This is a genomic window from Desulfosporosinus burensis (assembly GCF_054657535.1).
Window position 1 is genome coordinate 188,141 of sequence record NZ_BAAHYN010000005.1, and the last position, 17,529, is coordinate 205,669.

Consider the following 17,529-nt stretch of genomic DNA (forward strand, 5'->3'; position numbering starts at 1 on the left):
CAGTACTTTTCTGTATTTTTCTGTACCTTTACTTTACTTTTACGATACCTTTTTAAAACTCGCTTTAAAAAAACGTCAAAAAGCCACTGGTGGAACCGTAAATTTCGCTTCCTCCAGTGGCTTCTCTTCTTCTCTCAGCCTTTTTATATCAAATTGTTGATGATTCTGCTGTAGAAACCTCAAACTGCGGGTCAAGCCCTATTGCATCCTACGTATAGTGGTCGATGTAGGTCACTATCTTAATCACTAAGATTAAGTATACGTAAGCTTTCACTCTACGTCAATTGAAAATTCCACAAATTCCTTCGGCTCGCCGTTACAGCAGTTAATCCGTTATTCAGTGCCGCACGCACATCCTCTTCCGTTCTGAGTAAACCCCCTCCTAAAATACTCAAATCCGTCACCTTATGGAACTCATCGATGGCGAATTTAGGCACAATCGCAGGTAAGATTTCGATGGCATCGGGTGTCACCTTTTTAATCACTTTCAAACCCGTGCGAATCGCTTCCGAATCAACCAGAAACAGCCGCTGAACCGTTAACATCTTATCTTCTTTAGCATAACGCAAAAGCTGAGATTTTACAGACACAATCCCTTCAAGCCCTAACCGTTTCAAGTAACGTATTCCAGCCTCATCTTTTCCAACCCCATCAATCAAATCCACATGGGCCAGCAAATATTTTTGGGGGTATCGACTGCGAACTTTTAGGACCCCTTCTAAGTCATTAATATCTCCACCGATTAGAATAACCACGGAAACCCAGGGTATGTTTAATACTTCAGCTAAATCCTCCAGATGTTTAACGGCTGGCACAATCCTACTCTTTCTTAAAGCCTCTTTGAAAGCAACTCTATTCGTCAAATAAATCCTTCCACTTCATACACTATCGTTCGATCAACTCAATTTGGTACTTTCTAAATAAAGCGCTCTGGGTAATTTGTAATCACCATATCCACACCGGAAATCGCAACATGTTCCATCTCCCAGACCTCATCTACTGTCCAAGTATGTACACCGATTCCCCGCAAATGACTTTCTCGTACTAATTCTGGGGTTACAAAAGCATAGTGGGGATGCAGATGACTTGCCCCTAAATTCTGAGCATAAAGCCAAGGGGAGATCAACCCACAGGCATAAAGCAAGCCCGTTTTCAGATGGGGGTAGTCCTGAATCACTTCTACAATCGTTTTATGTTCAAAAGAAGAGATTATACTTTGGGAAGTCACTCGATACTTTTCTAATAAACCCGCTACTTGACCGACGATTCCAGGGTATTCGATCAAGCCAGTCTTAATCTCTATATTAAGAATTAGAGGCCTACCTTTCAGCATTTCCAGCAATTCCGCTAACGTCGGAATTGGAGCATACATCCCAAACCTAACTCCAAAATTTAGTTTCTTTAGTTCCTTGAGCGTAAAATCCTTAACCCAACCAATTCCATCACTCGTCCGGTCGACGCGTTCGTCATGACAGATGACGACTTCTCTGTCTCGTGACAATTGCACATCGAACTCAAAACCATCCACTCCAAATTCAAGGCCTTTGGCAAAGGAAAACAACGTATTCTCTGGAGATGTACCCGCCGCTCCGCGATGGCCTAAGATCTTCATAAACTTTCTCCTTAAACACCTCAAATTTATTTGTTTGTGGTTTTCGAAGTACTCTAAGCAATTAGGCACTTTTATCATTAATGCGCTTAGGCCATAGTTTGGCCCACGACCGTAGAGGCTGACCGAGTGTTTCGCGACTTTCCGCCATTCCTTGCCCCACGATTCCCAAGCTAAAGGTCGTATGGACTAAGCGATCGACTTTCGTGAGTAGTCGCCAAACTTAGCGACGTACGCTTTCATCAGCGGGGCTGAGCACAAGGACGTGCGAAGCCGGCAACTGAGGCAAGGATGCCGAATTTGCCGGGTACCCCGCCCGCTTTCATCGAAGTACGAAGCTTTAGTTTGGCCTACGAACGGGTGGAGTGAGCGTGTCCATACGACCTTTCCCTAATACCGTTTCCTCACCGACGTCGATGAAATCCCCAACTCATCGCGGTACTTAGCAACTGTACGCCTGGAAATCTCCATATCTCTAGCCTTTAGCAAGTCCGCTAACTTTTGATCTGAATAAGGGTTCTTCGGATTTTCGCTTTGTATAATATCTTTAAGAACCAGTTTGATCACATCTGTTGTTATACCCGAGTCGTTTTGACTGCCTCGCCCCATACTATTGGCAAAGAAGAACTTGAACTCGAAGATTCCTCGAGGGGTTTGGACATACTTATGGGCAGTCGCTCTGCTGACAGTGGATTCATGAACTCCGATTTCTTCCGCGATATCCCTTAAGGTAAGCGGTCTGAGATGGCGTATACCTTGGCGGAGAAAATCCGTTTGCCACTTTACAATGGCATTGGCTACCTTATAAAGGGTTAGACGCCGTTGTTCAATACTCCGAATCAGCCAGGCAGCTGCGTTCAGCTTCTGCTCGACAAATTTCCGTGTTTCGGTTCCCTCGTCTTGACCAAGAGCATCGCGATAAACTTTGTTGATCCCTAGGCGGGGTACAGTAATGTCATTAACGAGGATAATAAACTCCCCTTGAATCTCTTCAATTACTACATCGGGGACAACGTAGCGCACCTCCCCCGGGCTGGAAAATCGCAAGCCTGGTTTAGGGTCCAATTTACGCACCATATCCGCTAGTTCTTGAACTCGATTTATGGTGCTTTTCAGGGCATGGGCAATTCGTTGCAGACGTCCAGCTGCCAAGTCGTCCAGATACTTCAAAAACTCCGCAAATTCTGGCGGATTATCTGGCAGGAGTGGCAATTGTAAACGGAGACATTCCTCCAAATTCCGTGCCCCGACTCCCAGCGGATCAAGGGTCTGAACAAGCGCCAAGGCTTCTTCAGCCGTTTCAAGGGGAACATTCATTTCCTGTGCAACATCCTTAGTCGATAAGGCCAGGTATCCATTATCATCTAAATTTCCAACAATATACTCTGCTACGGATAAAGAGGCCGTAACTTTTTGGACATGGAGTTGTTCAAGTAAATACTCCAAAAGCGTAGGTGCTGCTGCGGTAAACGGATCAAATCTCTGATTATCCTCCAAGACTACTCGTTCCTGACGAACACGGTTATCGTCTTGGTCTTGGAAATAGTCTTGCCAATCCACTTCCCATTTTTCATCGGGAGATTTTTCCTCCACCACAGGGGTCTCTGCTTCACCCTTATTATCCGGACTTTCTTCAAGATTTTCAAGTAAAGGATTCTCCAAAAGCTGTTCCTCAACATACGTGGATAGATCAAGTGCGGACAGCTGTAGGATTGTAATTGCTTGACGTAATTCCGGAGTCATGATAAGTTTCTGAGTTTGCTCTAGACTCAAACCATACCCTAACCGCACTTTCTTACCTCCATCTCCTATTTCAGGTTATCCTATCGTGTTTTCACTTTAGATTTTCCTTTTTTTTGACCCCTGATGCGTTCAGCGACTTCATCGATTTTTCGCATGCGATGATTGACGCCTGACTTCCCAACTTTCGGACGCAATATTTCTCCAAGTTCTTTCAAACTGGCATCTGGGTATTGCAGCCTAAGCTCCGCCATGTCCCGTAAGGTATCTGGTAGTGACTGCAGACCTATTGCTTCCTGAATATATTGAATGTTCTCTAACTGGCGCACAGCGGCATCGACAATTTTATCAAGATTGGCGGTCTCACAATTAACCAAGCGATTGACTTGATTCCGAACATCTTTGAGTACACGAACATTCTCAAACTCTAACAGGGCATGATGTGCTCCCATAAAGCCAAGAAAATCCACGATATGTTCGCTTTCTTTGAGATATATCACATACCAATGCTTACGCATGCTAACTTTAGCGCCTAATTTGAAACGATTGATCAATTGGCATAATGCTTTAGCATGCTCAGGATCATTGCTAACAATTTCGAGGTGATATGTACCTTCAGGATTATTCATTGATCCCCCCGCCAAAAAGGCTCCTCTCAAATACGCTTTTTGATCACAGCGCCTTTTGATCAGATTGGGAGCAATTCCCGGATAGATTTGTCCTTCTTCGTCAACCAAACCGATATTTTTTAAATCTTCCAATCCTCGAAGGTAGATCTTAATTAAATAGGAGTTATTCTTACGAAGTCTGAGTTTACGTCGAACCACGATTTCCAGCGGACGTTGAAGCACATCTTTTGCTAGTCGATAGACTTTGCGAGCCACTGGAGCACTTTCTGTCATAACATTCAAGGTATACTGTTGGTTGGCACTAATTTGGAGTGTACCGTCCATTCGGACTAAAGCCGCTAGTTCGGCTAACTCACAACATGCTTTCTGATCGTTTAAGCGAGCTAATTCTTCTTTAGTAATCGCACTAAAAGACAATTCCCCAGCCCCCTTCTCGAGGCTCGAGGCACGATGCGCGAGGTTCGAATATCGCAAATCGTGCTTCGTGCTTCGTGTTTCGTGTTTCGTGCTTCGTGCTTCGTGCTTCGTGCTTCGCGCCTCGCGTTTAGCGGAGCTTCTGAGTGAGTAGATAGGCATCAACTAAGGCAATGCGCTCTCCTATAGGTTTCAAACGGAAGAGTAACCGGATTAGTTCTTTTGCTAATCGATCAGGATCATGGCGAACGACATTTCCCTCGTGGACTAAATTTGCCTCAAAATACTTCGCGCCCAAGTGCTGCACTACTTTAGGGTCAGTAATGACCGGGACGGCCTCTTCCTCAACGTAGCGCTTAAGAAGGGGTGCAGTAATTTCTCCTTTGGCAGCCAATACTGCATCAACGAAATCTGTGCCGCAGTGGTCAAGAATCGCTCTAAGGTGATCAGACACCCGATAACCATCCGTCTCACCTTTTTCCGTCATTACATTACATACATAGACACACGGGGCTTTCACTGCTCGGATTTTTTCTCTGAGCCCTTTGACCAGTAAGTTGGGAAGAACGCTAGTATAAAGGCTTCCCGGACCTAGGACAATAAGATCTGCTTCTTCAAGGGCCTTCATGGCGTCCGGCAATGGTATGCAGTCACTAGGTTCGAGGTAAACTCTACGAATTTTCCCCTCGGTATCCCGAACTGCGGTCTCCCCTACCACTCGAGTCCCGTCCTCTAACTCCGCCAGGAGGACCACTTGTTCTAACGTGGAGGGGAATACCTTCCCACGGAGAGCAAATACTTTGCTAACCTGTTCAATCCCTTTCTGAAAATCCCCAAAGGTATCGGTTAGTCCAGCCAGAAGCAGGTTTCCCAGGCTATGGCCCTTGAGATTTCCACTTTCAAAGCGATAAGAAAAAAGAGTATCCATAATATCTTCAGTATCAGCCAAAGCCACCAGACAATTGCGTACATCTCCAGGGGGTTGTATACCCATTTCATCCCGTAGCTTTCCCGAACTGCCACCATCATCCGAAACAGTAACTATGGCTGTAAGATTACAAGTATATTGCTTAAGTCCGCTCAGAAGGGCTGAGAGCCCCGTCCCGCCACCCACTACCACAATCTTTGGTCCTCTGCGTAAATATTGCCGAGCGTAAATCACATCCACAATTTTCCCTTCGTTTTCAGGGAGTACGGAGGAAATAATCGAGTAAAGCATTCGTTTAAAACCTATAATAATGAAGATGATTCCTAAAATGCTGATCACAAGACCTGTCGGCACGGCAATGTGCCTCGTGCTACCGGTAATACGATAGATGACTTCTCGGAACTGTAACTCAGCGTAGCCAATGGCTACCCCATCATTCATAACAGAGAAACCCGTCGCGAAAAGGAAGATTCCAAGAACCGCTAGGATAAACCAGCGTTTAACCCTTAGATTTGGGTAGAGCCATTTTAGATATCTTGAAAACCACTCACGCTTTACAGCTTTCATCGCCCAGTTCCACCCTTTTGATTTTTCTTAGCATCCCGATGTTTAACACTAATCGAATAATTCCGTTCCGTTAGAAATTGCCCCACCCTTTCAGCAATGGCCACGGAGCGATGTTGTCCTCCTGTACAGCCAATTCCGATAACTAAGTGGGTTTTTCCCTCTTTGATATAATTAGGAAGGATGTATTCAAGCAGGCCCAGGTATTTTTCCATAAATTCTTGGGCCATTTGATTGCCAAAGACATAGTCTCTCACCAACGTATGCTCCCCGGTTAGAGGACGCAGCGCTTCTACATAATATGGATTCGGCAGAAAGCGCACATCCATAACCAGGTCCGCATCCATCGGGATACCATACTTAAAGCCGAAGGATATCACTGAAACAGCCATTTGATCTAGCCCCTGTGCCTTACAAAAGAGATCCGCTACTTGACTACGAAGTTGTTGGGCGCTTAAGTCAGATGTGTCGATTATATTATCAGCTCGGATTCTTAACTCCTCAAGCTGCTGGCGTTCAGCTTGAATTCCATCCAATACTCGTCCATGAGGAGACAGAGGATGGCGACGACGGGATTCTTTATAACGGCGGATTAAGGTTTCGTCGGAGGCATCGAGAAATAGAACTTCAAGACGAAAGCCCTCTTTCTCAAGATTAGCTAAAGCCTCGCTAAGTGAGGAGAAAAATTCTCCTCCACGCAAATCACAGACTATCGCTGCTTTGGAGACCTTTCCTCGTGACTGGGCACAAAGCTCAGCAAATTTAACAAGAAAAGTAGGCGGTAAATTATCAACACAAAAAAATCCTTGGTCTTCAAGACTTTGCATAGCCTGAGTCCTACCAGCTCCTGATAAACCTGTGATGACAATGAGTTCTAATCCTTTCTTATTCATAGTTTAACCTCCTACTCTTTTAAGATTATGACGAACTCTAGGGCGTTAAAACTTCTCTAGCTTGTTCTTGTGCACTTACCAGAGCATCTAAGGGAGCAACGTTTCCCGCTAAGGCATTACTCCATGCCGAATTTTGGAGCGGAATCAACTTCCACTCTGGAGCATTTCCTTCTAACGCCCATGCCCTATCAAGTGCCAGCTTAGCCTGCGGCAAGACACCTTTCTGGGCCTCTGGCCGTTGGTAGTATCCCATATTGGCCGGAAGAAGTCGTCCTGCCTCCAGCATTGCCCCTTCCACCTCTGGGGTGAGCAGAGCTTTTTCCACGGTTTCAATCGCCGATCTCATCGTTTCATTCGTCTTAATGGCAGAATTTGCGATCCCCAGGGTCGTTCCTAACAGAGATTGTCCCTGTCCATTTAATAAATCAGAAAGCAATATGCAACCCCAAGGCACATTCAGTTGAGTCAACGATTTTGCTGCACTTGCCCCAGCGATCATATAAGGGGTTTGCCCGCCGGAAAACGCGGTGAGGGTAGCCGGATCAATCCGCAGAGCTTTAAGACTTTGCCAAGTTAAAAGTTGTTGAAGAAAAACAACATTGCTGGGATCATCTAAGGCTGGAACCCCTCCATTCATCAACCTCCCACCCTGCCCATTCCACCATGCTAAAAGTGTGGAAGTATCTGTGGTGGCAACGGAAACCCCAACTTTAGCGGAGAATAAGTCCGATAAATTGACAGGAATTGCGGCTGTATCTGTTCTGAAGTAAAGCAAAGGAATATCTGTCAACCAGGGAAGTCCATACTCCTCCCCACCAAATCGAAACCCTTTCGAGGCCGCAGGAAAACCCTCTTGATCCTCGTACACTGTGGGTGCCAACGCCCCTTGTTCATAAAGCTGACGGATAATCTCCCTAGATGCGATGAATAGCTCAGGGCCTTCTCCTCCAGCCTCTGATTGATAGGAAAAGGCTACGAATTTTGTTTCTGGCACATAACTTAGTTTGATAATCACTTCAGAATGGGTCTGATTGATCATTTGAGCCTGAACTTGTAAGGCCTGAGCTTCTGCCCCTTGCAAAGAATGCCAGACGTCCACCACTGCAGGTGCCGGTCCACCGGGTTGTCCCATCTGAGGTTCTCTCGCACACCCGGCAACAAGTAAGGCTATGACGACTATGCAAAACCATCGCGTGATCGTTTTACATAAATAAGTGGAAGTCATTGTTCTGCACTCCATTCAGCCTTTGTACTGGTAAACCTTAACGTTCCCCTGTTGATAGTAGAAAAGATACCAGCATGGTCTTTGGGATTGAGCGGCAGGGGATAAATCAGTCGTGAAACAGGCAACTGCGGTGTTGCGGATCCACTGACGCCGGTCCAATTGACTGAACTCTGGAATCACTGTTTTCCAATAACCTGCTTTCCGAATCTCTTCCTGTTTTGCTTTCTGCGCTCCCCAATCCAAATTGTTGTCCGAACCAAGATAATCAGGTATGACGTTCGGACGTTCCCATAGATAATAATCAAAGCGCAGGGCATCTCGAATTTTATCCCACGGGATGATAATGGGGGGCTCCGACTGAGCTTGGAATCCCTCTAGAAACTCCCAAAGTCTATCAAAAAGGGCTTTACCCTGCCACTGACGTTGAAACCAACCGTTTTGCTGCCAAAACTCCGCAAACCCATGGTAAAAATCGAACGGGGTTGGAAAAAGTTTAATCGCTTCACGCAAGGCATACGCAAACTTCCCTGAATTATAATATTTATCGAGAACTTCTTCCATGCGATGTAATTGAAGTATTTCGTCGTGGGACAAGACTGAGGTTTCTAAAATTGTATAGGGTGGGTCGGGTGTATACACCAGACCATAGCGCATGCTCTGCAGACGTAGCCCAGATCCTTTAAGTACTTTTAAAAACCCTAGCTGCAGCATATCGGGTCTAACTGTATAGACATCGTTAAATGAGGTTCGGAAGTTTGTCCAGTTTTCAACGGGTAACCCGGCGATCAAATCAAGATGAAGCGGAACTCCGAAGGTTTGAATTTCTGGTACGTATTTTTTCCATTTCTCGAAGTTTTGGGGGCGGGACACGATCTCGAGTGTCGGTGGATAGGTCGATTGAACTCCGATTTCCAATTGGATTAATCCTCGTGGATAATTTCTAAGATAATTCAGCCATTCTTCGTCAAAAAGGTCCCCAGCCATCTCACAGTGAACCCGTATCTTTTGGGCATCTGGGTGTTTCTCGCTCTCTTCCCGCACGATGTCCAAGATGCGCAGAGCATGACTTTTATTGGCATTAAACGTGCGATCCACAAACTTAATGGTGCGAGCACCGTTTTCCAGCAAGTGCCGAAACACCTGCCTAAACTTCTCCGGCTTCAAAAATCGAACCCCTCGGAACGTTGAGGACAAGCAATACTGACAGTTAAACGGACATCCTCTAGTCGTTTCAACATAGACAAGTCGTCCTGTAAAGTCTTCGTCCTCCAGATAGGGAAACGGTAGCTTATTTAAATCGAGAGGGTTGGCACAGATAGGATTGACAACAATTTCTTTATTATCTCTCCAAACTATTCCTAGAACCTCAGAAAGATCACGCCCATCCTGCCACGTCTTAAGGAGATCTAAAAAAATGCGTTCCCCTTCACCAAGAACAAGGGCATCTACCTCTGGATGCTCGGTGAGAAACTCTTCGGCCCCGAAAGAAACTTCCGGACCCCCAATCACAAACTTCACATCCGGGCAGACGGGATGAAGATACCTAATGACCGCCACGATTTCTTTCAGATTCCAAATATAACACGAAAAGCCAACGACATCGGCCTTGGCTTCATAGATTTCCCCAGCAATGCGTTCAAGGCGATCGTTAATGCTAAATTCCAAAAGCAAACTGTTAGGGAAATCGGGGCGTATCCCTTCCCGCAAATAGCGAAGGGCTAAATTTGTATGAACATATTTGGCATTGAGGGCCACCAAAAGAATACGCAATTAGAAAAACCCCCTTCTCCCTAAGTATAGCGGTTTAGCTCCCTCGATGCAATTCTTGTGCCAGTTAGTACAAGAGAACTAACTTTCTTTTTTCAAAATAAATCTTAGTTTTTCCGGCTAATCATAGCATATTCTGATAGAGAATTTCCTAGCCTGCCGCTCGCAGATTGAGTGCTACTGTAAGATCTCCATAATTGTAAGAGCTTCGTTATCCGACGAAGCTCTTACTAAAGTAAAATTGTTTACTTACTAGATTTCCACATGGAACATTTCGCTTTTTCAACCACTTTAATCAATCCAGGAAGTGGATGACATTGGCGATTTGTGCCTGTACTCTTATTATTTAATCAAAATAGCACGTCAATATTAATATCACTCAGTGTTGCACAGCCTGTGAGAAGCATGGCCTGTTTCAATTCATTCGTAATTCTCCTCAGAACTAAGGCAACCCCGTCTGCCCCTCCGCCATAGCCGGCAATAATTAGAGGTCTTCCAATCATGACGGCATCAGCACCGAGTGCTAACATCTTTAAGACATCAACACCTGTTCGCACTCCTCCGTCAACGATCACAGGAATTCGTCCATCCACCGCCGCAGCGATTTCTGGCAAAACTTCAGCGGTTCCTGGAGTATGATCGAGTACTCTTCCCCCATGGTTCGAGACCACAATTGCTGAAGCTCCTACTTCAAGTGCCATTTCTGCTTCGCTTACCGTCATGATTCCTTTTATGATAAACGGCAAAGAAGTACTAGCAATGATGGCTTTCATTTCTTCTACACTTTTTGGACCAACTTTCATGGAAACTAGGCCTGCAGTATCTACATCCATACCCACCGCCAGAGCTCCCGCTTCCTCAGCTCGACGCAGACAATTAAGAACTTCATCCTGTTCCCGTGGTTTTATAATCGGAATACCCCGTCCTTGAGCTTTAGCTATCACATCAACACCAGTAATATACATAGCCGGGTCCGGTGCGTCGCCCGTGCACCCTAACGTTCCTGAGGTTAAGCAACCTTGAATCATAGCTTCAGCCCATTCTTCTTCATTCAAAGCCCCACCCATGTTGAAGTTGTTACCCATAATCGGCGCCCCAAGAATCGGGGTTTTCAGCTCTTGACCAAAGAGTTTGATCTGTGTTTCAGGGTGTTTGGCACTATGCAACGTTCTTAAATTGATGCGAAAGGCCGCTAAAGCTTCTACATTGTTTTTAAACGATGCTCCCGTCCCCATTCCTCCCATACCTGGGACTTCCCCTGCACAGGCCTTGCCATTACATTCTGGACAAACTCGACAATATCCCTTGAGCTTTTCTCGCGCTGTTTGACGAACGGTTTGTATATTCATTTTCACAACCTCCACTGAATTTTGATACTCTATACTCTATACTCGAGACACGAGGCAGATTTAGATTTCCTTAATTCGCAATACATTATATTACTTATTACTTATTACTTATTACACTTAATCGATAACTCTCACTTTGTTCATTTTTAGGTTTTTAAACTCACGGTTTATACTTCACAACCATCAATTCTTAATACATAGCGTTCTATTGCCTCTGCTACCCCGTCTTCCTCATTTGAGAAAGTGACAAAGTCCGCTTGCTCTTTTATTTCCGGGCGGGCATTTCCCATGGCTACTCCAACGCCGGCATATTGAATCATTTCTAAATCATTGAAACTATCACCAATCGCCATAACGTCTTGCTGGGCGATTCCAAAGCGTTCTGCTAAAGCAGCCAAAGCAATGCCTTTATTGACAGAGCAATCCGTGATTTCTAAGAAGTGGGGCTTAGATTTTGTAATATGCACCTTTTCACCATAACATTGATTCAGTAGAGGGGTCAATTGATCGAGCACAGACTCCTCCGCAATAAGGAGGATCTTCTCCACCCCTTCTGGTTCCCGGGAAAGTAGGACTGACAGGTCAGCCTCCTCAATATGGACACTGGCGATTCTGGCGTACTCCCTAGACCATTCATTAAGTTGCGGTGCAACTACACGGTCCTGGAGATACACTTGGCCATAAATGCCAAGTTTCGTAACATGCTCAACGATTTGAGCAGCGAGTGCACTCGGAATAACGCGCCTGAAGAGGATTTCACGACTTAAAACCTGTTGGATCATTGCTCCATGGTAAGTGATGATCGGAACATCGACTCCGAGTTGCTCCGCATAAGGGCGTGTAGAAATGGGCATCCGCCCTGTGGCAATCGTCATCTTCACGCCTTGTGCTTGAGCCTTTTGTATAGCCTTTACTACTCGCGGGGAAATTGTCCAATCATCTCTAAGCAACGTATCATCGAGATCCATTGCGACTAAACGAATCGTCAAAACTGTTTTCAACTCCCTATCCGCTAATCCAAATAACGTTTCAAATACTGCCCCGTATAAGATGCCGGGAAGGCAGCGACATCCTCTGGTCTCCCCGCTACCAGTACTTCTCCACCCCGGTCTCCGCCTTCTGGACCGAGGTCAATCAGCCAGTCAGCTGTTTTAATAACATCAAGATTATGCTCGATTACGAGGACCGTATCTCCCCCATCGACTAAACGGTGAAGCACATGGAGGAGTTTGTCAATATCTGCCGTGTGCAAACCTGTGGTGGGTTCATCGAGAATATAAATTGTTTTACCCGTACTACGTCGACTTAACTCCGAAGCAAGCTTGATCCGCTGAGCTTCTCCCCCAGATAAGGTGGTTGCGGGCTGGCCCAGACGGATATAACCAAGCCCCACATCTTGGAGGGTCTGGAATTTCCGAGCGATCTTCTGGACTACTTGGAAGAACTCCACCGCTTCGTCCACGGTCATATCGAGAACTTGAGAAATATTTTTCCCTTTATAGCGCACTTCCAAGGTCTCCCGATTATAACGTTTTCCTTCACAAACTTCACAGGGAACATAAACATCTGGCAGAAAATGCATCTCAATCTTAATGATCCCGTCTCCACGACAAGCCTCACACCGACCGCCTTTGACATTAAAACTAAACCTGCCTTGTTTGTATCCCCGCATTTTTGCCTCTGGAGTTATGGAAAAAAGCTCTCTAATAAAATCAAAAACACCGGTATACGTTGCAGGATTAGAACGGGGAGTCCGTCCGATTGGGGACTGGTCAATATCAATGACCTTTTCCAGATGCTCCAAGCCTTCCATTCGCCCGTAGGCCCCAGAACGGACCCGGGCACGATTGAGACTTGATGCTAAGCTCTTATATATAATTTCATTGACTAAAGTGCTCTTTCCTGAACCTGAGACTCCAGTCACACAGGTAAACAATCCCAAAGGGATTCGCGCGTGGACATTCTTGAGGTTGTTCTCTCGAGCATCAAAGACCTCAAGCCACTTGCCATTCGGTTGCCGTCGATCTTTAGGAACCTCAATCTGTTTAATGCCGCTCAAATACTGTCCGGTCATTGATTCCTTGTTGGCCTTAATCTCTTCTATCCGACCTTCGGCAACCACTCGCCCTCCATGAGCCCCTGCTCCGGGACCAATATCGATAATATGGTCTGCGGCAACCATCGTATCCTCATCATGTTCTACGACGATTAGAGTGTTGCCGAGGTCCCGTAAGCGCTTCAGCGTCCCAAGTAAACGGGCGTTATCTCGCTGGTGAAGCCCAATACTCGGTTCATCAAGAACATAGAGTACTCCCATCAAGCTTGATCCGATCTGAGTCGCCAAGCGAATCCGCTGGGCCTCCCCTCCGGAGAGCGAACCAGCAGCTCGAGCCATGGTCAGGTAGTCCAGTCCCACATTCATCAAGAATCCCAATCTCTCCTTGATTTCTTTGATAATTTGCTGCGCAATGGTTTCTTCTTTGGGCGACAGAATAAGTGCATTCACAAAGTTGATTGCTTCTGTAATTGATAGGCGGGACAAATCATCGATCGAGATCCCACCCACCTTTACCGCTAGCGCTTCTGGTTTTAGACGTTTCCCCTGACATTCAGGGCAGGGACGTTCACTCATGTATCCTTCGATTTCCGAGCGAACCATATCTGAGGTCGACTCCCGATAGCGACGTCCAAAATAGGGAACCAGGCCCTCGAAGTTGGTATGATAGGTTTTTAACTGATCAAAAATATTTTGATATTGAAACGTTATCGGGGTCTCTGTTCCATAGAGCAATCCCTGCCATTGACTTTCAGTCAAGTCTTTCAAAGGGGTATCCATCTCGAAGTTAAGATTTTGGGCTACAGCCCCCATCATTTTGGGGTAATAATTGGACGTTGATTTGGCCCAAGGCGCTATGGCTCCATCTGCTAGAGACAGGGAACGATTCGGGATCATAAGGTCAATATCTACCACAAGATTTGCACCCAAGCCTGTACAGGCCGGGCAAGCTCCATAAGGACTATTAAAGGAAAAAAGGCGCGGAGAGATCTCCTCCAGAGCAATCCCACAATCCGGGCAGGCAAAGTTTTCGCTAAAGCGCAACTCCTCCCCATCCGTAATGTCGGCAATGACATTCCCTTCGCCGAGTTTAAGCGCCGTTTCCAAAGAATCCGCCAAACGCTCAGCACTCCCTGGTTTCAGAGAAATGCGGTCGATCACAACCTCAATAGAGTGTTTTTTATTTTTGGCCAACTCAATCTCTTCACTAAGGTCCCTTATCTCTCCATCTACTCGTACCCGAACATACCCTGCCTTACGGGCGTCTTCAAACGTTTTATGATGTTCCCCTTTTTTTCCTTTCACGAGTGGAGCTAGGATTTGCAGTTTGGTCCGTTCAGGGAAACTCAACAGTTGGTCTACCATTTGTTGAATGGTCTGCTGGGAAATACTTCGACCACACTTAGGGCAATGGGGATGTCCGATTCGAGCATAAAGCAAGCGCAGGTAATCGGAGACTTCCGTAGCTGTACCGACCGTCGAGCGTGGGTTGCGATTGGTCGTCTTTTGGTCGATGGAAATCGCCGGGGAAAGCCCTTCGATGGAGTCCACATCTGGCTTGTCCATCTGTCCCAAGAACTGCCGAGCATAGGCTGAAAGGGATTCCACGTAACGGCGCTGTCCCTCCGCATAAATTGTATCGAAGGCTAGGGAGGATTTTCCGGAGCCGGACAGTCCTGTGATGACTACTAGCTTGTTCCGCGGAATATCGATGTCGATGTTTTTCAAGTTGTGAGCGCGTGCTCCACGCACGCGTAGGTATTCTTGGGTCATGCGTTGCCTCCTAAAATGGTAGTGAAATTCGTTTCATTGAGGAGGAAGTGTCTTGACGCAATTCCACTAATCGTGCTCTCTAAGCCAAGAAACTTCCTCTGGTCTCGGGTCGATGAGAATTTACAACGGGGAAGCAAGCAAAACATGAGGACCGTTCCCCGCGCTTTACTTACCTTTTCGGGAAGATCTTTTCTGTGCCTTTTGGTCATACCGTGTGTTCTTCTTGCTCTTCCCTTGTTGGCTTGTCATTTTGTATTTATTATCTTCTCCTTTTAGCTCGATCATGGCATCTCTGATTTCGGCGGCTCGCTCAAAATCAAGGTCTCGTGCTGCTAGGCGCATTTCATCTTCTAAGCTCTTAATGAGTTGAGCCAGCTCTTCGGGGGGAAGTTTTTTGCCATAGGCTTGTTTCATTTCGGCGACTTTCGTTGCCTCTGGGACGTCATGAACCGCTTTGCGGATCGTTTGAGGAATAATCCCCATTTTTTCGTTGTGAGCCATTTGAATCGCACGGCGTCGGTTCGTCTCATCAAGGGCATTCTGCATTGAATGGGTTATCTTATCTCCATACATGATAACCTTACCCTGGGCATGACGCGCGGCACGACCGATGGTCTGAATCAGAGAACGGTCTGATCTAAGGAATCCTTCTTTATCGGCATCGAGAATTGCCACTAAGGAAACTTCCGGTAAGTCTAAGCCTTCCCGCAAAAGATTAATCCCAACTACAACATCAATGTCGCCTAAGCGAAGCTCCCTCAGGATTTCCACCCGTTCTAGTGTTTTAATATCCGAATGGAGATATTTGACCTTAATCTCTAGATTTTTGAAGTAATCCGTAAGATCTTCAGCCATCTTCTTCGTGAGCGTTGTCACGAGAATCCGTTCATCCCTTGCAATCCGCGCCTTGATTTCTCCCAGCAAATCATCAATCTGACCTTTCGTCGGACGGACAATAACCTCTGGATCCAACAACCCTGTAGGTCGGATGATCTGCTCTACGACAGTGGGGCAGTGGGCCATCTCATACGGTCCAGGTGTAGCACTGACGTAGACGCTTTGCTTAATCGTGTGTTCAAATTCGGCAAATTTCAGCGGCCGGTTATCTAAGGCAGAGGGCAGGCGGAAACCGTAGTCAACTAGAGTAGTTTTACGCGAACGGTCCCCTTCGTACATTCCTCTGACTTGGGGAAGAGATACATGGGATTCATCCACAAAGAGGATAAAATCCTCTGGAAAATAATCTAGTAAAGTGTAGGGTGTGTCTCCCGGCTCACGAAACGTCAAGTGACGAGAATAGTTTTCAATCCCGTTGCAAAAGCCCATTTCTCTGAGCATTTCTAAATCATAGCGTGTTCGTTGTTCAAGTCGTTGCATCTCTAAAAGTTTACTCTCAGATTCCAAGACCTTTAGTCGTTCGTCCAATTCTTTTTCAATATTTATTGCCGCTTCCATGACCTTTTCCTGTGCAGTCACATAGTGTGAATTAGGGAAAATAGAGACATGGTACCGCTCCCCTAAAATCTCCCCTGTAAGCATATTAATCTCGTAGATGTGTTCGATTTCATCACCGAACATATCCACTCGAATCACTCGTTCAGTGGAGGCAGCTGGATAGATCTCTACTACGTCCCCTCGAACCCGAAACGTTCCTCGGGTGAACGCTATATCATTGCGGTCATATTGGATTGCTATCAGCTTGCGTAAAATCTCATTTCGATCGGCAACTTGTCCCTGACGTAATGAAAGAACAAGGTCTCTGTAATCCTCCGGAGAACCCAAACCATAAATACAAGAAACACTGGCCACCACAATCACATCACGACGCTCCAGCAGTGCCGCCGTAGCTGAGTGGCGCAACTTTTCGATCTCTTCATTGATCGAAGCATCCTTTTCAATAAAGGTATCACTCGAAGGCACATAGGCTTCCGGTTGGTAATAATCATAGTAACTCACAAAATACTCCACGGCATTTTCTGGAAAATACTCTTTAAACTCACTATAAAGCTGTGCCGCCAATGTTTTGTTATGGGCCAGAATAAGGGTTGGTCTTTGCACCTTCATAATAATATTCGCCATCGTGAAAGTTTTCCCTGATCCTGTAACCCCCAGCAATGTCTGATGATTTTGACCTCCATTCAACCCGGCGGTCAAATCATCAATGGCTTGGGGTTGATCCCCAGCAGGTTGGTAGGGGGCATGTATCTGAAATTCCATGCTCCGCTCTTCCTTTCGATTATAAACTATGGATTAAGAACACACTCATGCCTATTTTAAATATAAGATCTTCTCCGTTTATTTTACATCTATGCCCTTGCATATACAAATTATTGATCTTATATTCTCTTGAAGGTGGCCTCAGCCAGAGAAATAATTTTTATCGTCTAATGGTGCTGCAAAGCTGCATGAGGGTCTAACCAGGAAAAAGACCAATTGCATTCCATTAGTGGTCCGCATGCCGACAGGGCTTTGACTAGAAAAAAAGCCGAAAATACATTTCGGCTTAAGCTAAGTAAATTAATGACTCCCATTTCTAAAGTGGGAGAGGTCCCCGTACTCTCGCTTCGGAGGGGATAGACTCC

Annotated in this window: 12 protein-coding genes; all 12 read right to left on the reverse strand. The window is 45.9% G+C overall.

Annotation, left to right across the window (positions count from 1 at the left end):
- Positions 1–275: 275 nt before the first annotated feature.
- A complete protein-coding gene (locus ACYQ3Q_RS10335; protein ID WP_459928480.1) occupies positions 276–863 on the reverse strand; it encodes a glycerol-3-phosphate responsive antiterminator in 588 nt (195 codons plus the stop codon).
- 53 nt (positions 864–916) lie between these two features.
- Positions 917–1,612, reverse strand: a complete 696-nt coding sequence (locus ACYQ3Q_RS10340) for a glycerophosphodiester phosphodiesterase (protein WP_459928481.1) — start codon at positions 1,610–1,612, stop codon at positions 917–919.
- A 387-nt stretch (positions 1,613–1,999) separates the two neighbouring features.
- Positions 2,000–3,400 carry an RNA polymerase factor sigma-54 gene (rpoN, locus tag ACYQ3Q_RS10345; RefSeq protein ID WP_459928482.1) on the reverse strand — a complete coding sequence of 467 codons (1,401 nt, stop codon included), beginning with the start codon at positions 3,398–3,400 and terminating at the stop codon, positions 2,000–2,002.
- 32 nt (positions 3,401–3,432) lie between these two features.
- The gene (whiA, locus tag ACYQ3Q_RS10350) at positions 3,433–4,395 is read right to left on the reverse strand and encodes a DNA-binding protein WhiA (RefSeq protein WP_459928483.1); all 963 of its coding nucleotides are present in this window, start codon (positions 4,393–4,395) and stop codon (positions 3,433–3,435) included.
- A gap of 127 nt (positions 4,396–4,522) precedes the next feature.
- Entirely contained in the window at positions 4,523–5,887 is a 1,365-nt protein-coding gene (locus ACYQ3Q_RS10355; RefSeq protein ID WP_459928484.1) for a gluconeogenesis factor YvcK family protein, read from the reverse strand.
- Entirely contained in the window at positions 5,884–6,777 is an 894-nt protein-coding gene (gene rapZ / locus ACYQ3Q_RS10360; protein WP_459928485.1) for an RNase adapter RapZ, read from the reverse strand. The genes ACYQ3Q_RS10355 and rapZ overlap by 4 nt, the downstream gene beginning before the upstream one ends.
- A 37-nt stretch (positions 6,778–6,814) precedes the next feature.
- On the reverse strand, positions 6,815–8,002 hold the full coding sequence (locus ACYQ3Q_RS10365; RefSeq protein ID WP_459928486.1) for an extracellular solute-binding protein: 1,188 nt from the start codon (positions 8,000–8,002) through the stop codon (positions 6,815–6,817).
- Positions 8,003–8,017: 15 nt separating this feature from the next.
- Entirely contained in the window at positions 8,018–9,772 is a 1,755-nt protein-coding gene (locus ACYQ3Q_RS10370; RefSeq protein ID WP_459928487.1) for a B12-binding domain-containing radical SAM protein, read from the reverse strand.
- Between the two features lie 347 nt (positions 9,773–10,119).
- On the reverse strand, positions 10,120–11,118 hold the full coding sequence (locus ACYQ3Q_RS10375; protein WP_459928488.1) for an alpha-hydroxy-acid oxidizing protein: 999 nt from the start codon (positions 11,116–11,118) through the stop codon (positions 10,120–10,122).
- A gap of 167 nt (positions 11,119–11,285) precedes the next feature.
- Positions 11,286–12,107 carry a Cof-type HAD-IIB family hydrolase gene (locus tag ACYQ3Q_RS10380; RefSeq protein ID WP_459928489.1) on the reverse strand — a complete coding sequence of 274 codons (822 nt, stop codon included), beginning with the start codon at positions 12,105–12,107 and terminating at the stop codon, positions 11,286–11,288.
- A 23-nt stretch (positions 12,108–12,130) separates the two neighbouring features.
- Positions 12,131–14,947 carry an excinuclease ABC subunit UvrA gene (gene uvrA / locus ACYQ3Q_RS10385; RefSeq protein WP_459928490.1) on the reverse strand — a complete coding sequence of 939 codons (2,817 nt, stop codon included), beginning with the start codon at positions 14,945–14,947 and terminating at the stop codon, positions 12,131–12,133.
- 165 nt (positions 14,948–15,112) lie between these two features.
- Entirely contained in the window at positions 15,113–17,164 is a 2,052-nt protein-coding gene (gene uvrB / locus ACYQ3Q_RS10390) for an excinuclease ABC subunit UvrB (protein ID WP_459928491.1), read from the reverse strand.
- Positions 17,165–17,529: the final 365 nt, after the last annotated feature.

Excerpts from the sequence above, each read along its gene's own strand:
- ACYQ3Q_RS10340 (WP_459928481.1), bottom strand. The coding sequence starts at position 1,612 with ATGAAGATCTTAGGCCATCGCGGAGCGGCGGGTACATCTCCAGAGAAT.
- ACYQ3Q_RS10355 (WP_459928484.1), bottom strand. The coding sequence starts at position 5,887 with ATGAAAGCTGTAAAGCGTGAGTGGTTTTCAAGATATCTAAAATGGCTC.
- rapZ (WP_459928485.1), bottom strand. The coding sequence starts at position 6,777 with ATGAATAAGAAAGGATTAGAACTCATTGTCATCACAGGTTTATCAGGA.
- ACYQ3Q_RS10365 (WP_459928486.1), bottom strand. The coding sequence starts at position 8,002 with ATGACTTCCACTTATTTATGTAAAACGATCACGCGATGGTTTTGCATA.
- ACYQ3Q_RS10375 (WP_459928488.1), bottom strand. The coding sequence starts at position 11,118 with ATGAATATACAAACCGTTCGTCAAACAGCGCGAGAAAAGCTCAAGGGA.
- uvrA (WP_459928490.1), bottom strand. The coding sequence starts at position 14,947 with ATGACCCAAGAATACCTACGCGTGCGTGGAGCACGCGCTCACAACTTG.
- uvrB (WP_459928491.1), bottom strand. The coding sequence starts at position 17,164 with ATGGAATTTCAGATACATGCCCCCTACCAACCTGCTGGGGATCAACCC.